The 18937-nt window shown below is 45.6% G+C and carries 16 protein-coding genes, 1 other RNA gene and 1 other annotated feature; of the genes, 3 read left to right on the forward strand and 14 right to left on the reverse strand.

The window, feature by feature from the left end; all coding sequences use genetic code 11:
- Positions 1–17: 17 nt before the first annotated feature.
- Positions 18–668, forward strand: coding sequence for an RsfA family transcriptional regulator (locus BM278_RS00680; RefSeq protein ID WP_167359559.1), 651 nt, complete (start codon positions 18–20; stop codon positions 666–668).
- A gap of 35 nt (positions 669–703) precedes the next feature.
- Here BM278_RS00680 and BM278_RS00685 read toward each other — a convergent pair whose 3' ends face one another.
- The 11 genes from BM278_RS00685 to BM278_RS00735 form a co-directional block, all read right to left on the reverse strand.
- On the reverse strand, positions 704–1468 hold the full coding sequence (locus BM278_RS00685; RefSeq protein ID WP_090947494.1) for a tRNA threonylcarbamoyladenosine dehydratase: 765 nt from the start codon (positions 1466–1468) through the stop codon (positions 704–706).
- Positions 1469–1635: 167 nt separating this feature from the next.
- Positions 1636–1821: non-coding RNA, 6S RNA (ssrS, locus tag BM278_RS00690), on the reverse strand.
- Positions 1822–1878: 57 nt separating this feature from the next.
- Entirely contained in the window at positions 1879–3654 is a 1776-nt protein-coding gene (aspS, locus tag BM278_RS00695) for an aspartate--tRNA ligase (protein WP_090947495.1), read from the reverse strand.
- Positions 3655–3668: 14 nt separating this feature from the next.
- Positions 3669–4940, reverse strand: a complete 1272-nt coding sequence (gene hisS, locus BM278_RS00700) for a histidine--tRNA ligase (protein ID WP_090947496.1) — start codon at positions 4938–4940, stop codon at positions 3669–3671.
- A gap of 49 nt (positions 4941–4989) precedes the next feature.
- Positions 4990–5222 (reverse strand) — a binding site (T-box leader).
- 54 nt (positions 5223–5276) lie between these two features.
- Positions 5277–5453: a hypothetical protein gene (locus tag BM278_RS18585; RefSeq protein WP_167359560.1), complete on the reverse strand. Its 177-nt coding sequence runs from the start codon at positions 5451–5453 to the stop codon at positions 5277–5279.
- A 225-nt stretch (positions 5454–5678) separates the two neighbouring features.
- Positions 5679–6137, reverse strand: coding sequence for a D-aminoacyl-tRNA deacylase (gene dtd / locus BM278_RS00710; RefSeq protein ID WP_090947498.1), 459 nt, complete (start codon positions 6135–6137; stop codon positions 5679–5681).
- A gap of 14 nt (positions 6138–6151) precedes the next feature.
- Positions 6152–8350 carry a RelA/SpoT family protein gene (locus BM278_RS00715; protein WP_090947499.1) on the reverse strand — a complete coding sequence of 733 codons (2199 nt, stop codon included), beginning with the start codon at positions 8348–8350 and terminating at the stop codon, positions 6152–6154.
- A gap of 190 nt (positions 8351–8540) precedes the next feature.
- Positions 8541–9053 (reverse strand): adenine phosphoribosyltransferase, encoded by a 513-nt coding sequence (locus BM278_RS00720; RefSeq protein WP_090947500.1) that lies wholly within the window; start codon positions 9051–9053, stop codon positions 8541–8543.
- Positions 9053–11410 carry a single-stranded-DNA-specific exonuclease RecJ gene (gene recJ, locus BM278_RS00725; protein ID WP_090947501.1) on the reverse strand — a complete coding sequence of 786 codons (2358 nt, stop codon included), beginning with the start codon at positions 11408–11410 and terminating at the stop codon, positions 9053–9055. The genes BM278_RS00720 and recJ overlap by 1 nt, the downstream gene beginning before the upstream one ends.
- 129 nt (positions 11411–11539) lie before the next feature.
- A complete protein-coding gene (gene secDF / locus BM278_RS00730) occupies positions 11540–13792 on the reverse strand; it encodes a protein translocase subunit SecDF (RefSeq protein ID WP_090947502.1) in 2253 nt (750 codons plus the stop codon).
- Positions 13793–13975: 183 nt separating this feature from the next.
- Positions 13976–14272, reverse strand: a complete 297-nt coding sequence (locus BM278_RS00735; protein ID WP_090947503.1) for a post-transcriptional regulator — start codon at positions 14270–14272, stop codon at positions 13976–13978.
- Between the two features lie 117 nt (positions 14273–14389).
- Here BM278_RS00735 and spoVB point away from each other — a divergent pair, with 117 nt between their 5' ends.
- On the forward strand, positions 14390–15952 hold the full coding sequence (gene spoVB, locus BM278_RS00740) for a stage V sporulation protein B (RefSeq protein WP_090947504.1): 1563 nt from the start codon (positions 14390–14392) through the stop codon (positions 15950–15952).
- Between the two features lie 68 nt (positions 15953–16020).
- Complete coding sequence (locus tag BM278_RS00745) at positions 16021–16395, forward strand: TIGR04086 family membrane protein (protein WP_090947505.1); 375 nt, start codon at positions 16021–16023, stop codon at positions 16393–16395.
- 48 nt (positions 16396–16443) lie between these two features.
- Here BM278_RS00745 and yajC read toward each other — a convergent pair whose 3' ends face one another.
- The 3 genes from yajC to queA are packed head-to-tail and all read right to left on the reverse strand — an operon-like array spanning position 16444 to position 18921.
- Positions 16444–16713, reverse strand: coding sequence for a preprotein translocase subunit YajC (gene yajC, locus BM278_RS00750; RefSeq protein ID WP_090947506.1), 270 nt, complete (start codon positions 16711–16713; stop codon positions 16444–16446).
- An 18-nt stretch (positions 16714–16731) separates the two neighbouring features.
- On the reverse strand, positions 16732–17874 hold the full coding sequence (gene tgt, locus BM278_RS00755) for a tRNA guanosine(34) transglycosylase Tgt (RefSeq protein ID WP_090947507.1): 1143 nt from the start codon (positions 17872–17874) through the stop codon (positions 16732–16734).
- A gap of 18 nt (positions 17875–17892) precedes the next feature.
- Positions 17893–18921, reverse strand: coding sequence for a tRNA preQ1(34) S-adenosylmethionine ribosyltransferase-isomerase QueA (gene queA, locus BM278_RS00760; protein WP_090947508.1), 1029 nt, complete (start codon positions 18919–18921; stop codon positions 17893–17895).
- Between the last annotated feature and the right edge of the window lie 16 nt (positions 18922–18937).

Consider the following 18937-nt stretch of genomic DNA (forward strand, 5'->3'; position numbering starts at 1 on the left):
TTGCGGGGTGTAGCGAAATGAAAACTCGACAAGACGCTTGGACTCATGAAGAAGATATCTTATTGGCGGAGACAGTGTTGCGCTATATTCGCGAAGGGGGCACGCAGCTTGCTGCGTTCGAAGAAGTCGGCGATCGCCTAAACCGGACAGCGGCAGCATGCGGATTTCGCTGGAACGCCGAAGTGCGCAAACGATACGTGGAAGCGATTGACTTAGCGAAAAAACAGCGAAAAGAACGAAAACGGGCATTAGAGCGAGCGAAAAAAATGCAGCAAGCAGAAAATAAAGCGCAGCCGCTTTCAACCAATCTCGCCGCTTTTCAACAAGAAACATCCGCCTTCCTTCCGGTCCCTGCCATCACACTCGAACAATGCATCGCTTTTTTGCAAACGTTAAAATCCGATGAGGAACATTTGGAAATGATCAAAATGGAAAACGAACGGCTAAAACACGAAAACGCGCAATTGCGGTCGCACAATGAAAAACTGCAAAAAAAGTTGGAGCGTCTGGAAAAACAACAATCCACTGTTAAAGAAGACTATGAAGCATTAGTCAAAATTATGGAACGCGCTCGCAAATTGATCTTAGAAGAAGAGTATGGCGTACAGCCAGCCCATATTTTCCGAATGGACAAAAACGGAAATCTAGAACACATCGCCAAATCTTGATAAAAAACGTCGCAGAGTGTTTTCTGCGACGTTTTTTATTCTTCCCCGACCCGATAAATTTTAATATCTTTCAATAGTTCACGCACAACGTATGAAGCCATAATAAGCCCAGCTACCGATGGAACAAACGCGTTCGAAGATGGCGGCATTTGCGCCTTGCGGATCGGTGATTGATCATTGCCGACCACCTTGCGGACATCTTCGCGAATAATAATCGGCTTTTCATCGGAAAAGACGACAGGAATGCCTTTCCGAATCCCTTCTTTACGCAATTTCGCGCGAATCACCTTCGCAATCGGATCGGTATGCGTTTTGGAAATATCGGCGATGCGGAAGCGCGTCGGATCCATTTTGTTGGCAACGCCCATGCTCGAAATAATCGGGATGTTGCGCTTTAAACACTCTTTCATTAAATGGACTTTATAGATGATCGTATCGGAAGCATCGATCACAAAATCAAGATCATAGCTGAAAAATTGTTCATACGTTTCTTCTGTATAAAACATTTGCAATGCGATGACTTCGCATTCCGGGTTAATATCGGCAATGCGTTCTTTCATTAATTCCACCTTTGGACGACCGATTGTGGAAAGAAGTGCATGAATTTGTCGGTTAATATTTGTAATATCAACATTATCCCGATCCACAAGAACAAGGCGGCCGATACCGGAACGCGCCAACGCTTCGACAGCGAAGGAACCGACTCCTCCGACGCCAAGAACGGCAACCGTCGCATTTTTTAATTTTTCCAAGCCTTCTTTTCCAATTGCCAACTCGTTACGCGAAAATTGGTGTAACATCTATACCCTCCGTTGCATGTTCTTGTTTTCATATCGCTTTTTATCCTACAATAACGAACAGCGAAATTTCAATCTAATTTTTATGTAAAACAAAAATAAAATCCCTATGTAAAGCATCGCCTTTACATAGGGAAATTTGGCAAATGATACGTAGAGCAATCACACGCGTAAGTCCCAATCGTGCCGTCGATGCCTTCGTTTTGAACCCGCTCCCAAGCAGGTGGGTGCCCTGTTCCAAGGTTTGCACGTCCTTGAACGCTAAAGGCATGTACGCCGCTTGGAAACTCCGGGCTCCCGCATAACTTATTGTTCGGTCAAAACAATAGGTTATACGACGAACACATCAGGACTAATTTTTTACTAAATTGTATCATACACTTTGCATCTTTGCAATGAATAGCAAATATCGCTCACTCTGTTTTTTCTCGCTGAACGACTAGACGCAATTCTTCCAACTGTTGCTCGCTAACCGGGCTTGGCGCCTCTGTCAGCAAGCAGCTTGCGCTAGCTGTTTTCGGAAATGCGATCGTATCGCGCAAGTTCGTTCGTCCCGCTAGCAGCATAACAAGGCGGTCCAATCCAAGCGCGATGCCGCCATGCGGCGGGGTCCCGTATTCAAAAGCTTCTAATAAGAAACCAAATTGTTTGCGCGCTTCCTCTTCCGTAAATCCTAGGGCGCGGAACATTTTTTCTTGCACTTCCCGCTCGAAAATACGCATCGAACCGCCGCCGAGCTCATAACCGTTTAACACAAGGTCATACGCTTGCGCTCTTACTTTTTCCGGATTTGTCTCTAATTGCGGCAAATCTTCGCGAACCGGCATGGTAAACGGATGATGCGCCGCGTAATAACGCCCATCTTCTTCGTCATATTCTAATAGCGGCCAGTCGACAATCCAAAGAAAGTTAAATTTCGTTTCATCAATTAAATTCAAATCTTTTCCAAGTTTTAAACGCAACGCGCCGAGCGCATCAGCGACAACTTCTTTCCGATCAGCGACAAACAGCAATAAATCGCCGGCTTCTGCCGCAAGCGTTGCGACAAGCCCTTTTTGCTCTTCTTCTGTGAAAAATTTGGCGATCGGCCCTTTCAATCCGTCTTCTTCCACTTTCAGCCATGCTAGCCCTTTTGCACCGTAACGCGCGACAAACTCGGCTAGAGCATCAATATCTTTGCGCGAATATGTACTTGCCGCCCCTTTGACATTAATCGCCTTCACTTGTCCTCCGTTTGCGACGGCACCCGCAAATACTTTAAAGGAAGAATGTTTCACGATTTCCGATACATCGACAAGCTCTAAACCAAAGCGGGTATCCGGCTTGTCCGAACCGTAACGGCTCATCGCTTCATCATAAGACATGCGCGGAAACGGAAGGGAAACTTCCATCCCTTTTGCCACTTTCATCACATACGCCATCATCCGTTCCGTTAACTGCATAATCTCTTCTTGACTCATAAACGATGTTTCGATATCGATTTGTGTAAACTCCGGCTGGCGGTCTGCGCGCAAGTCTTCATCGCGAAAACAGCGGGCAATTTGATAATATCGTTCAAATCCAGCCACCATCAACAATTGCTTAAAGATTTGCGGCGACTGCGGAAGCGCGTAAAACTCGCCGGGATGAACGCGGCTTGGCACTAAATAGTCGCGCGCTCCCTCTGGCGTGCTTTTCGTCAAAATTGGTGTTTCCACTTCCAAAAAGCCTTCTCCGTCCAAAAAGTCGCGAATCGCTTTTGTCACGCGGTGCCGCAATTGCAAAGTGCGAAACATCACCGGGCGGCGCAAGTCTAAATAACGATATTTAAGGCGCACTTCTTCAGCTACGTCTGTTTGGTCAGCGATGGTAAACGGCGGCGTTTTCGCCTCGTTAATGATCGTTACGCGTTCTGCTTGAATTTCAATTTTTCCTGTTGGAATATTTGGATTGATCGTTCCCTCTTCGCGGGCAACAACGGTTCCTTCCACGCTCAGCACGTATTCATTCCGCACTTTTTCCGCCACATGTAACGCTTCTTTCGACACTTCCGGGCTGAACACGACTTGCACGATTCCCGTCCGGTCGCGAAGATCGATGAAAATCAGTCCGCCAAGGTCGCGGCGCTTTTGCACCCAGCCTTTTAAAACGACTTTTTCGCCAACCGCTTTCTCGGTAATTTCCCCGCAATAATAAGTCCTTCCAAACACGCCTGCAATCCCTCCTACGACAATCGTTCTTTTAAATAATCAACGATAGAATGCAGCGGCACTTCCGTCTGCTCGCCTGTGCTCATCTCTTTTACGTTGATGACTTCTTTCGCAAGTTCATCATCGCCGAGAATCGCGACAAACTTCGCGCTTAAACGATCCGCCGCTTTCAATTGCGCCTTGATTTTCCGGTCTTGATAATCTTTATCAGCGACAATTCCCGCTTTCCGCAGTTTGTGAACAAGCGGCACGGATTCCTCTTTTGCTTTTTCGCCAACAGCGACAATGTAGCAGTCAATGCCGCGGCTAACCGGCAGCGCAACTCCTTCCGCGTCTAAAGCAGCCAACAGCCGTTCAATGCTTAGGGCAAAGCCAATCCCTGGCGTTTCCGGCCCGCCTATTTCTTGCACTAATCCGTTATAGCGGCCGCCGCCGCATAACGTCGTAATCGCGCCAAATCCTTCCGCATCGCTCATAATTTCAAACGTCGTATGGTTGTAATAGTCCAATCCGCGCACGAGACGAGAATCTACTTCAAATGGGATTCCTAATTTCGTCAAGTAAGCTTTTACTTTTTCAAAATAATGGCGCGATTCCTCGTTTAAATAATCGAGAATCGATGGCGCTGTCGCCATTAATTCATGGTCACGGTCCTTTTTGCAGTCTAAAATGCGAAGCGGATTTTTTTCGAGACGCACTTGGCAATCTTCGCAAAGCTCGTGAATCCGGTTTTGGAAATGATCAATCAACGCTTGGCGATGCGCCTTTCTGCTTTCTATGTCGCCTAAGCTGTTAATAACAAGCTTTAATTTTTTTAATCCTAATGATTGGTACAACTCCATCGCCATCGCAATGACTTCCGCGTCAATCGCCGGATCATCGCTTCCAAGCGCTTCAACGCCGAACTGAACAAATTGGCGAAACCGCCCTGCCTGCGGCCGTTCATAGCGGAACATCGGGCCAATGTAATATAACTTAATTGGCTGATTCGGATCGCCATACATTTTGTTTTCAACAAATGAACGCACCACCGGAGCGGTCCCTTCCGGACGAAGCGTCATGCTTCTTCCCGCTTTGTCTTCAAACGTATACATTTCTTTTTGCACAATGTCGGTCGTATCGCCGACGCCGCGTAAAAACAATTCCGTATGTTCAAAAATCGGCGTGCGAATTTCGCGATAATTGTAACGCCTGCAAATGTCCCGCGCTATTTTTTCGACATATTGCCATTTTTCCACTTCACCAGGCAAAATGTCTTGCGTTCCTCGTGGAATTTGAAAAGCCATGACAAACCTCCTTACATCCAAAATAAAAACGCCCTTCTTCCCTATATAAAATAGGGACGAGAGCGTTATTCCCGTGGTGCCACCCTAATTGAAGCGAAATGCTTCCGCTTTTTACCGATAACGCGTGTCTCGCGTTCCCTTTTACTGGCGCAAACAGCACGTTCAAAGGGAAACCTACGGAGTGTCTTTCGTTAAGTCATCATGGAGAAATGCTTCCAGCCTAAGGCATTTCCTCTCTGGCCATGTGTATTCTTAACTACTTTTCTCCGTCATTGGTTGTTATTATGTATAATTTTTGTAACTTATCTTACGAATAAATATTCATTTTGTCAAGTTTTAAGAACGGGAGATTTGCTTTTTTAGTTTTTGTACGTCTCTTAACGTTATCCCAAATTCAGACGCCAATTCAAACGCGGTATGTTCCACCTCTTTTTTTATAAACTCATGAAAATCAATAGAAAACAATTCGCACACTTTTCGCTGCGCAAATTCTCCTTTAGCGCTATGCCGCATTTTGCTCATCCTTCCTTCTTGTTTCCACATCTTTTCTTTTATTTTTCCCACCTTGGCAAAAAATAAAAGAAAAATTTAGACGGTTTCAGAAGAAGGCAAAGCTTCAAGGATTCGTGTCAAAAACAACAAAAAACGATTTCACATCGATCTAATTTTATGGAAATAAAAGAAATTTTATCATATCTTAGAAGGATGAGCGTTAAAACATAAAAAAACGGGCGAACATTATTTGTTCCCCGCTTTTTCCTTGCTTTCGACAATCAACGTGACCGGACCGTCATTAATTAGTTCCACTTCCATTATCGCGCCAAACTTTCCTGTTTCGACACGAATGCCTTTTTGCCGAAGCGCTTCGTTCAACGCTTCATAAATTGGCAAAGCATGATCTGGCTTCGCCGCTTCCATAAAGTTCGGACGCCGGCCTTTTCGGCAATCGCCATACAAAGTAAATTGCGACACGGATAAAATGTCTCCGCCAACGTCCAGCACGGAAAGATTCATTTTTCCAGATTCGTCCTCGAAAATGCGCAAATGCGCGATCTTATCGGCAACAAACGCCGCGTCTTCGATCGTATCGCTATGAGTGACACCGACAAGAAGAACGAGGCCATGGCCAATAGAGCCGACAGTTTCGCCATTCACTGTCACTTTCGCGCGTTTTGCTCGTTGCACTACTACTTTCATTTCACTTTTCCTTTCTAATTGTTCATAATTCGTTGTACTGAGTAAATATCGGAAATTTGCTTGATTCGGTCGACAACCTTTTGCAAATGGCTAATATTGCGAATGGCAATCGTCATATGAATGGTCGCGATTTTATTGCGATGATCGGATTTTCCCGAAACAGCGGAAATATCCGTTTTTGTTTCATTCACTGCTTGTAGCACTTCGTTTAGCAACCCGCGCCGATCAAATCCGGTAATTTCAATCTCCACGTTATATTCGCGGTTGGATTTCGCGTCGCTTTCCCATTCCACCGAAATTAAGCGGTCCGCCGCTTCCTCTGACTGCACGTTCGGACAATCAACGCGATGAACCGAGATTCCGCGTCCTCTCGTAATAAAGCCGATAATTTCGTCGCCGGGAACCGGATTACAGCAGCGCGATAGACGAATAAGCAAGTTGTCCATTCCTTGAACGCGAATGCCGCAATCGCGTTTTTTCGCGATTGGCATTTTTGCTTCCGATATCGTTTCGGTCAATTTCTTCTGCTGTTCTTCCAAATCGCGTTGCTTTCGCCATTTGTCTGTTAAACGGTGAGCAATTTGCGCGGCGGTAATGCCGTGATAACCAACAGCGGCGTACATGTCTTCTTCATTCGAAAAATTGAATTTTTCCGCAACGCGCTTGACGTTTTCCGCCGTTAAAATTTCTTTCACATCAAACCCGAGGCTACGAACTTCTTTTTCAACAAGCTCTTTTCCTTTTTCAATATTTTCTTCGCGACGTTGTTTTTTGAAAAATTGGCGAATTTTATTTTTTGCGTGCGATGTTTGCGCAAGTTTCAGCCAGTCTTGGCTTGGCCCGTATGAATGTTTCGATGTTAAAATCTCGACAATGTCGCCTGTCTGCAACTTGTAATCAAGCGGAACCATTTTGCCGTTCACTTTAGCGCCGATCGTTTTATTGCCGATTTCCGAATGAATGCGGTATGCAAAATCAATTGGCACCGAGCCGGCTGGCAGTTCGATGACATCCCCTTTTGGCGTAAAAACAAACACCATATCGGAGAATAAGTCCATCTTTAACGATTCCATAAATTCTTCGGCGTTGCTCGCGTCGTTTTGCCATTCCAAAATTTCCCGGAACCACGATAGTTTTTCTTCGAACGAATTCGGTTTAATCGTCTTTCCTTCTTTATAGGCCCAGTGCGCGGCAATACCAAATTCAGCGATTTGATGCATTTCAAACGTGCGAATTTGCACTTCTAGCGGCTCGCCTTTCGGACCGATGACCGTCGTATGCAGCGATTGATACATATTTGGCTTCGGCATCGCGATGTAATCTTTGAAACGTCCCGGCATCGGCTTCCAACACGTATGAATAATGCCTAATACGGCGTAGCAGTCTTTAATGCTGTTCACAATGATGCGGACGGCGAGCAAATCGTAAATTTCATTAAATTGCTTGTTTTGCTTGACCATTTTGCGATAGATGCTGTAAATATGTTTCGGTCTTCCATAAATTTCACATGGGATAGAGACTTCGTTCAACCGTTCGCGCACTTCTTGAATGACTTCTTCCAAATATTGCTCCCGTTCGGCGCGCTTCTTCTTCATCAAATTGACAATGCGATAATATTGCTGCGGATTTAAGTAGCGAAGCGCGGTGTCTTCCAATTCCCATTTAATTTTTGAAATTCCAAGGCGGTGCGCCAATGGCGCAAAAATTTCCAACGTCTCATTGGCAATTCTCCGCTGTTTTTCAATCGGCAAATGTTTCAACGTCCGCATATTATGAAGGCGGTCCGCTAATTTAATTAAAATGACGCGGATATCTTGCGCCATTGCCAAAAACATTTTCCGGTGGTTTTCCGCTTGCTGTTCTTCTTGGGATTTATATTTAATTTTTCCCAGTTTCGTCACGCCATCAACGAGCATCGCCACTTCGCTGCCGAATTCCCGTTCCAAATCTTCTTTCATCGCTTCCGTGTCTTCGACAACATCGTGCAAAAATCCGGCCGCGATCGTGGCGGGATCCATTTTTAAATCAACTAAAATGCCGGCGACTTGAATCGGATGAATAATATACGGCTCTCCAGATTTGCGATATTGATCGCGGTGAGCGCGGTTGGCAAATTCATACGCCTTCTTAATAAATTCGACGTCCTTTTCCGACAAATAGCGGCTTGCCTGTTCAAAGACTTGTTCCGCTGTTAACACCTGTTCGTTGGCCATAGGATCAAATCACCTTTGCGTATAATAAAATCATATATTGATTACTATTATCATGAAAAATTTTTTTCATGTAAAGAGTTATGCAACTCTCGCTGCTGAACTGTAAAACAACCGTTAATAAGAAAGAGCACTCTTTGGAGTGCCCTTCTTATTTCTTAATTGTAACGAAATGATCGAATCATGTCGATGGTTAGAATTGCATAAGCGTTAAAATATCGTAACCTTCTAATTTTTTGCGCCCTTCCAACTCAGTAAGCTCGATCAAAAAGGCAATGCCAGCGACGACGCCGCCAAGCTGCTCAACAAGCTGAATCGTCGCGCGAATCGTTCCGCCTGTCGCTAATAAATCGTCTGTAATCAACACCCGTTGTCCTGGTTTAATCGCATCTTTATGCATCGTCAATACGTCTTTCCCATATTCAAGCCCGTATTCGACACGAACGACTTCGCGCGGAAGCTTTCCTTCCTTGCGCACCGGGGCAAATCCTACCCCAAGCGCATACGCAACAGGGCAGCCAATAATAAAGCCTCGCGCTTCCGGACCGACGACAATATCGATTTTCTTTTCGCGCGCATACTCCACAATTTGATCTGTTGCATATTTATACACTTCGCCTTTATCCATCAATGTCGTAATATCTTTAAACATAATCCCCGGTTTAGGGAAGTCAGGAACAATTGTCACATATTGTTTCAAATCCATTATGCATTTGCCTCCTCATATGTTTGCGAACCTTTCATTTCAAAAAGACAACGCTTTAATTGTTCATATGTTGAATACAAAAAAAGACTTTCCAACTCATACTGAGCTTGTTTCAAGCGATAAGTCGGCGATTCGCTTAAATCTCGCTTAGCCGGCTGGGGAACAAGCGACACGACGCCATCCCGTTGCGTAATAAATTCCAGTTCAAGAAACACTTTCGCCATAAACAAGACGGTTTCTTCCGTCCAGCCACGCGCACGTGCCAACTGGCCACCGTACTTCGCTAAATTAAACACGCCCTGTTTCCGCAAAAACGCGTAAAACCATTTAAAATGTTCACGCGTCGGCAACGTGCGGAAAAAATGAGTCTCCCTTTGATAGAATAACGCATAAATGCGCGCAGGTAAACTAGAACGTAACAACATTTTTATCATTTCCAAAGACGGGGGCATATCCAACAGCACAACGTAGCGGCCGTCTAAACAAAGCTGCGACGCTTCTTCCACTGAAGCGGCATAACAAATCTCTTCTTTATATGCTTCGAGCCCTAACGCATCCGCCGTATCTTCGCGAAACATAATAAGCATCCGCTTATCTGGCGGAAGAGACGCAATCAGCGACCGTACATCGCGCATGCCGCGAAGATCAAACAGCTGGCATTCATGCACAGCCATATCGTAAATCATCAACTGCGGCTTGCGAAGATGATTCCACTCATTAACAACTAACTCGCCAACCACCGACACTTTCGCATCCGGAGCGATTTCATCGCGCAAATATCCGATGCCGAAGCCAACGCTATCAATCGTAGCGCCATTTTGCGCAAACACAACCTTTAAATGCGATTGATCGGCGCCGACGCGGCGTATCGTTTCGACTGATACATTTTCCATTAAAAAAAGAGGTTTGGCATTACCGACGCCAAACGGGGCAAATTTTTCAAGCTGTTCAGCTATCTCTATCGTTAAATCAGATACGGAACAAACCGCGTCAATCGACGTAATTGGAGTAAAATCATCGTCTGTCAACATATCATCGGCGAGCGCGTTAAGACGCTGGCGCAATTCGTCAATGTCTTCAATAGACAACGTCATTCCCGCCGCCATCGGATGGCCGCCAAAATGCGGCAAAATATCGCGGCATGTCGATAAGCTAGAAAACATATCAAATCCATGAATGCTTCGCGCCGAACCTTTCGCGATTCCTTTTTCCGCATCAACGCTTAACACGATCGTCGGGCGGTAAAACTGTTCGACTAACCGAGAGGCGACAATGCCGATGACTCCGGGATTCCAGCCTTCTTTTGCCACCACAAGCACTTTATTCTCAGACGGCGGAAATTGTTCCTGTACCATTTGCGCCGCTTCTTCCGCTATTTCCGCGACAAGCTGCTGCCGCTCCCTGTTCAAATCATCCATTTCTTTCGCAAGCTTTTTTGCTTCCTCTTCGTCCTCCGTCATTAGCAATCTTACGGCAGGATCGGCTTCCCCCAATCGCCCAACCGCGTTCATCCGCGGCGCAATGACAAATCCCACCGTCTGCTCGTCAATTTTTTCTGCGTCTATTCCACATTGTTTACACAATGCGCGCAATCCAATACGTTTTGTATTTCGCAACTGTTCAAGCCCTTGCGCCGCCAATATTCGATTTTCACCGGTAAGAGAAACGAGATCGGCGATCGTTCCGATTGCGACAACATCCAAAAAATGGCGCGGCACATCCCCAAGCAACGCATGTGCGACTTTAAACGCCACTCCTACCCCGGCTAATTCCCGAAACGGGTATGTACTTCCTGGCTTTTTCGGATGAATAATTTCATACGCTTCCGGCAGCGCCGGTCCCGGTTCATGATGGTCCGTAATAATGACATCCATCCCAAGCTCATTGGCAAGCGCTACTTCCTTCACCGCAGCAATGCCGTTATCGACCGTAACAATCAAAGAAAACCCTTGCTCCTTTGCCCAACGAAATGCTTTTTCATTCGGACCATATCCTTCGGTAAAGCGGTTAGGAATGTAAAAATCAACAATGGCGCCAGCTTCCTTCAAGGCGCTGACCATGACCGTCGTGCTGCTTACGCCGTCCGCATCATAATCGCCATATACTAAAATCTGCTCCCCATCCCGTATCGCCTGTCGAATCCGCTCGATCGCCCGCTTCATCCCATCAAGCAAAAACGGATCATGAAACGGCTGTTTCAGCGGATATAAAAACGCGTTCGCCTCTTCTGCCGTGCGGACCCCGCGATGGACAAGAAGCGTTGCAATAAGCGGATCGATACGCAATTGTTCCACTAAATATTTTACGATATTTTCGTCGGGGCGCTTCACATCCCAACGTGTTTTTGCGATTAACATGTATCCCACCTCAACTCTTCCTATTATACCAAAATGAAAAAAAGGGTGGGCAATGAAGTTATTTGCTTTTAAAAACAAAAATGCTCCATGTTTCCATGGAGCATTTTCGCTTGGCAGCCCTTTCTACCATTATACTTGCGGTTCTAGTTCTTTTTTCGGGCGTTTTTTCGCTTTTCCTTTTTTCAGTTGGTTTCCTTTCCAAACAACCCATAATTGCGCGGCGATGAATAACGAAGAGTAAACTCCGCAGACTAAGCCAACTAAAAGGGCGATATTAAAGTTGAAAATCGCTTCGCTGCCGAAAATCAACAGAGCAACAACGGTAAAGATTACCGTCAACACCGTGTTAATGGAACGGGTAAGCGTTTGTTGCAGCGCTCTGTTGACGATATGTTTCAAATCATCCACTGTTTTCACTTTGCGTTTTTTCATTAAATCGCGGACGCGGTCAAACGTAACGATCGTATCGTTAATCGAATAACCGATAATCGTTAACACCGCAGCAATGAACGTTAAGTCGACTTCCAAACGAGTCAGGCTGAAAAATGTAATGATGAAAAACGCATCGTGAAGCAACGCTACGATCGCAGCAAGCGCCATATATATTTCAAAACGAAGCGTCACATAAATAATAATCCCAATGGACGAAATGAGCACAGCGATAAACGCGTTGCGCGCCAATTCTTTTCCAACCACCGGAGATACGGTGCTGACGTTCGGCTCTGAGCCGTACTGCTGTTTAAAATGCGTTTTAAGCTCAGCGATTTCTTTTTTGCTTAACACGCCGATAAAACGAGCGACACCGACATTATTACGATCACCAGATAACACGATATCTTTCGGTTTTAAGCCAAGCTTTTCAAACTCGTCGTTTAGCTGCTGAACATTGATTGGCTTGTCGCTCATCACTTCTACGCGCGTACCGCTCGCAAAGTCGATGCCGAGATTCAGCTTCATCGTCAATAAAGCGATAATGCCAACCACTGTCAGCAAACCGGAAAAAATGAAAAACTTTTTGCTATGTTTTACGAAATCCAAACGGTCAAATTTTGTCGGCACTTCCGTGTCGTCCGTTGTTTCAGCGATATTTAAGATTTCCGATTTTTTCACGCCGAAATAGCCCGGTTTGTTATTTAAAACGCGGCTGTAAACAAGCAAGCCAAGCAGCAGGCGCGTGCCGTACACCGCGGTGATAAAGCTCATCAAAATGCTGATGATCAGCGTCGTTGCGAACCCTTTTACCGAGCTTGTCCCGTAAACAAAGAGAACGACACCAGCAATAATCGTCGTAATGTTCGCATCAAAAATTGTCGCAAACGACCCTCTGTTTCCAGAGCGGAACGCCGACATAATCGATTTGCCGAGCCTGATCTCTTCTTTAATCCGCTCATACGTAATAATGTTGGCATCGACCGCCATCCCGACACCTAAAATAAGGGCGGCGATTCCCGGCAATGTCAACACGCCGTTCATCCAATCAAAAATAAGTAAAGTAAGGTAAATATAAACGGTTAATGTAATGACAGCGATAACCCCTGGCAAACGATAAAACAAAATCATAAAGAGGAAAATCGCCGCAACTCCGACAATGCCGGCAAAAACCGTTTTTTGCAGGGCGTTTTGGCCAAACTGCGCCCCGACCGACGTCGAGTAAATCTCTTTTAATTCCACCGGAAGCGCGCCGGCATTTAGCAAGTCAGCCAATTGCTGCGCTTCCTTCACGGTGAAGTTGCCCACGATCGAGACATCCGTTTGGTTAAAAACTTGGTTGACCGCTGCCGCAGAAATAAATTTTGGATCTGCTTTTCCCGCTTCTTTTTTGTAAGAATCTACTCCTTCTTTAAAGTCAAGCCAAATGACCAGCAAATTGTTTGGCGGCCCCATTTTATATACTTTTTCTGTCACTTGTTTAAATTTATCCGCATCTTTTAATTTAATCGCGACACTTGGCTTTCCGTTTTCGTCAAATGTCAGCTTTGCTCCGCCTTGAACAAGATCACTTCCATCCATTAACACGTGATCATTCACGTCACGAAACGTTAATTTCGCTTGTGTCGCCAAAATTTTGCGCGCTTGATTTTGATCTTTTACACCAGCAAGCTGCACGCGAATCCGATTTTTTCCTTCTATTTGAATGTTCGGCTCGCTTACACCAAGCACGTTGACCCGTCGGTTTAACGCGCTCACCGTGCTTTTTAACGTTTCGTCATCGATTTTGTCTCCTTTTTTCGCCGGTTTTACTTCATAAAGCACTTCAAAGCCGCCTTGCAAATCAAGGCCTAATTTAATATTATGTACAATTCCTTGAATCGTCGGTCCCATCACCCCTGCCAACAGCAAGAGCAACAGGAAAAACGCGACAATGCGACTGCGTTTTACCATAATAAAAAAATCCTCCTTCAACTCTTCTTGCCGCTCTTCCTTTCACATTCCACCAGACAAACATTGTTTTCATCAAAAAAATAAGGCTAAGAGCAATGAACGATGATTGCAAGCAATCAGACCTTTCTCCATACTCATTCCCATTATGAAGCAGCGAACGGAAACTGTCAATTTTCTACATCACTATAATAATTCTTTTAACACCGTTTCTAAATCATCATCTCCCAAAGAGCGCTGTTCTTTATATGACTGCATCGTCACAAACGACATGTATTCGCCGATTTGCAGCGACAAAATATCGTTAACAAGTTCAAATAGTTTTTTTTCTTTTTTGAAATTCTTCCACTTTTTTTGAACTAAACAATCCCATATTTGCTCCATCGTCACTTGGTGATAGCCAAGCAAACGAAATTCATCATACTTGCATTGCAACGCCGGCATCAGTTGTTCGCGCAATTCATTTTGTTTTTCCTTTTCCATTCTTTTCCCTTCTCCCCTTGATAAAATCCGTCATCATCCTTGTCATGCTTGTTTATATCGACTGCATATAGTTAATTGTATAAAAGATTATCGCGTTTGAGAAGGTAGGGAGAGGCGATGTCCAAATTTTTACAAGGAACGATGATTTTAATCATTGCCGGTTTGATTACAAGAGTGCTTGGATTTGTTAACCGCATTGTCGTCGCCCGCGTCATCGGCGGCGAAGGGGTCGGATTGTACATGATGGCAATGCCGACGCTCGTGTTGGCGATTACGATTACGCAAATGGGGCTGCCTGTCGCCATTTCGAAACTTGTTGCAGAAGCCGAAGCGGTCGGCGACCGGCGAAAAGTGAAAAAAATTCTTGTCGTTTCTTTAACGATCACTGGCATGCTTAGCATTATTTTCTTCCCTGCCATGATTTTGCTCGCTCCGTTTTTGTCACAAACGTTATTTACGGACCCGCGCACCTACTATCCGCTGATCGCCATCGCTCCCGTCGTCCCAATCATTGCGATTTCCTCCGTGCTGCGCGGATATTTCCAAGGAAAACAACAAATGAAGCCATATGCGTATTCACAGCTATTAGAACAAATCGTCCGCATCAGCTTCATAGCGATTTGCACGAAGGCGCTGTTGCCGTACGGCATCGAATATGCTGCCGCAGGCGCCATGATTTCGTCGGTGATCGGCGAATTCGCATCGCTATTATACTTGCTTTACATGTTTAAGTTGAAAAAATCAGTGAAAGTGCGTGCAAAGTTTTTTCAATATGTCAGGTCAGGAAAGCACACGTTTACAAGTTTAATGCGCATCGCTTTGCCAACGACAGGAAGCCGGTTAATTGGTTCCCTTTCGTGGTTTTTGGAGCCGATTGTCGTTGCGAACAGCTTGTCTATCGCTGGAGTCGCAACAACGCTGGCGACAAAGCAATACGGCCAGCTGACTGGATATGCGCTTCCATTATTAATGCTGCCATCGTTCATTACGTATTCATTATCCACATCTCTTGTTCCGGCAATTAGCGAAGCGGCGGCGCAAAAACAAACGTTGCTAGTGGAACACCGCATTCAGCAGGCAATGCGCCTTTCTCTTGTCACCGGCGGGCTTTCTGTCGTCGTCTTATACGTGTTTGCGGAACCGCTCATGCAGCTGATGTATGGCACAAGCGAAGCGACCATTTTTGTCAAAGTGATGGCGCCATTTTTCTTATTCTATTACTTTCAAGGTCCGCTGCAAGCGATATTGCAAGGCCTTGATTTAGCGAAAGCGGCGATGACAAACAGCCTCATTGGCGCAACCGTAAAAATTGCCTGCATTTTCGCTTTGGCAACCCAGCCAAACTTAGGAATTATGGGAGCGGCATTGGCAATTGCCATCAATACCGTGTTGGTCACCTTGCTGCATTTTGCAACGATCGTAAAAGCAGTGTCTTACTCCGTTTACGCAAGCGAATATGTAAAAGCATGTTTATCCATCATTGCAGCGGGGGCCGCTGGATACGTATCATTTCACCATACTTTCGTGATGTTCCCGCTGCTTATGCGGACGTTAGCGGCGATTACGGTGACAACGATCGTTTATTTGCTTCTATTGATCATTTTTCAATTGATTAAGCGAGAAGAACTTGCGCAAATCCCGGCAATCGGCGCCTTTTTTGCGAAAAAAAAACGCAAATAAACTTCTAAACGAATCCAAACAAGAATATACTTTGGTAAAACGATTATCGAGCGACAAGGGGGAGGGAGATGGCAAGACTCGGAACAGCCGTTGTTTACGGAATCATCACGATTTTCTTATTGGCGGCTCTCATTAGTTTCTTTTTATCTCTCATTCTCAAATGGACAAACGTACAAGAATCTTCGCTGACGTGGGTGATTTTTGCCGGATCGCTCCTTTCGGTATTCATCGGGGGGTTTGTGGCCGGTGGGAAAGGAAAAGAAAAAGGTTGGTTTATCGGCGGGATCACCAGTTTGCTATTTACGTTCATTATATTTCTATTTCAGTTTTTAGGATTAGAAAAAGCGTTCACCATCGAACAATGGTTGTACCATCTTAGCTTTTTTGTCGCGGCAGCGCTTGGCGGAATTGTCGGGGTAAACGTGACGGCTACACGAAATTAAACGATGACGGCTACCTCCATTAGAAAAGGTAGCCGTTTTCGTTTTCATTTACTTATTTTCGGATACAACTTCGCGCACCGCCGAGCGGTCATATGTAAGCCTCGTTCCGTCGCCTGCACGAATGACGACTTTATCTTCATCGACCGAATCGATGATTCCATGCAGCCCGCCGATCGTGATGATTTTATCCCCTTTCTTTAAATTGGCCTGCATTTGCTGAATCGCGCGCTGCCGTTTCTGCTGCGGCCGAAGTATCAAGAAATAAAAAATCACAAAAAACAAGACAATAGGAAGCAAATTCACAATCGCCGCTGACATAAAATCCCCTCTTTCCAATTAAAAGTTTTTCGCATTTGGTTTATTAAAGCCGTAGCGTTCGAAAAATTCATCGCGAAAATCCCGAAGACGATCTTCGCGAATCGCTTGTCTGACCTGCTCCATTAATTTTATCAAAAAGTAAACGTTATGGTAAGAAGTTAAACGAATTCCAAACGTTTCGTCACATTTGATGAGATGGCGAATGTACGCGCGCGTATAATTGCGGCACGTATAACAGTCGCAGTTAGGATCAAGCGGCGAAAAATCACGCGCGTATTGCGCGTTTTTAATGACGACGCGCCCTTGGCTTGTCATGACCGTTCCATTGCGCCCGATCCGTGTCGGAAGCACGCAGTCAAACATATCGATGCCGCGAATCGCTCCGTCGATAAGCGAATCCGGTGAACCGACCCCCATCAAGTAGCGCGGCTTATTCACCGGCAAAAGCGGTGTCGTAAACTCAAGCACGCGATTCATCACTTCTTTCGGCTCGCCAACAGATAGGCCGCCGATCGCATATCCCGGAAAATCTAACGACACTAAGTCTTGCGCGCTCTGTCTGCGCAAACCTTCAAATTCCCCGCCCTGGACAATGCCGAACAAACCTTGCTCATCCGGGCGTTTGTGCGCTTTTAAACAACGCTCCGCCCAACGGCTTGTCCGTTCAACGGACTGCTTCATATATTCATATGTTGCCGGATACGGCGGGCATTCATCAAACGCCATGATAATGTCAGAACCGAGCGCGTTTTGGATTTCGATCGCCTTTTCCGGAGATAAAAATAGTTTATCTCCGTTTAAATGATTTCGAAAATATACTCCTTCTTCCTCGATTTTTCGAAAGTCGCTTAAACTAAACACTTGAAAACCGCCGGAATCGGTTAAAATGCCGCGGTCCCAGTTCATAAACGAATGAAGGCCGCCGGCTTCTTTGATGATTTCATGTCCCGGCCGCAGCCATAGATGGTACGTATTGCTTAAAATAACGCCTGCGCCCATCTCTTTTAATTCTTCCGGCGATAACGTTTTGACAGTCGCTAACGTCCCTACCGGCATGAACATCGGCGTTTCAAACGAACCGTGCGGCGTATGGAGCACCCCAAGCCGCGCACCCGTTTGTTTGCATGTTTTAATAAGCTCAAAACGAATCGGTGATGTCAAGCCAATGCTCTCCTTTCCTTAAATAATTAACATCGCATCGCCGAAGCTAAAGAAACGATACCGCTCTTTCACCGCCACGTTGTAAGCGCGCAAAATATTTTCGCGGCCGGCAAGCGCACTGACAAGCATAATCAGCGTTGATTTCGGCAAATGGAAGTTTGTCACTAAACCGTCGATTGCCTTAAACTCATAGCCTGGATAAATGAAAATATCCGTCCAGCCGCTTTCCGCTACAAATGTACCGTTATGTCTTGTCGCGATCGTCTCCAACGTGCGCGTGGACGTCGTGCCGACAGCGATAATGCGTCCTCCTTGCCGTCTCACTTCGTTTAGCAATCGCGCCGTCTCTTCCGTCATTTGATAAAATTCGGCGTGCATATCATGTTCTTCAATGTTTTCGACATTGACAGGGCGGAACGTGCCAAGCCCGACGTGGAGAGTAATAAACGCGATATGCACCCCTTTGGCGCGAATATCGTCAAGAAGCTGTTCCGTAAAATGAAGTCCGGCCGTCGGCGCCGCCGCCGAGCCGATTTCGCGGGCATATACCGTCTGATAGCGTTCCGGATCATCCAATTTTTCTTTAATATAAGGAGGCAGCGGCATTTCCCCAAGCTGTTCAAGCACTTCATAAAAAATGCCGCGGTAGGAAAATTGCAAAATGCGGCCCCCATGTTCAAGCGTATTGACACATGTCGCTTTCAGCCGCCCATCGCCGAAAATAATTGTCGTTCCGACTTTTACCCGTTTTGCCGGTTTTACTAGCGTTTCCCATCGGTCTCCTTCCAATTGTTTTAACAACAGCACTTCAATGTTAGCGCCGGTATCTTCTTTTTCCCCGTAAAGGCGTGCCGGCATCACGCGTGTATCATTAAGGACAAGGCAGTCGCCTTCACGTAAATACGATAAAATGTTGCGAAAAGTTTCATGGCGAATTTCGCCGGTTTTTTTATCAAGCACCATCAGCCGCGATGCGTCGCGGTTTGGCAGCGGTGTTTGCGCAATTAACTCTTCCGGTAAATCAAAGTCAAACAAATCGATTTTCATATTTCTCACCTTGCTT

The sequence above is a fragment of the Parageobacillus thermantarcticus genome (assembly GCF_900111865.1).
Classification (GTDB): domain Bacteria; phylum Bacillota; class Bacilli; order Bacillales; family Anoxybacillaceae; genus Parageobacillus; species Parageobacillus thermantarcticus.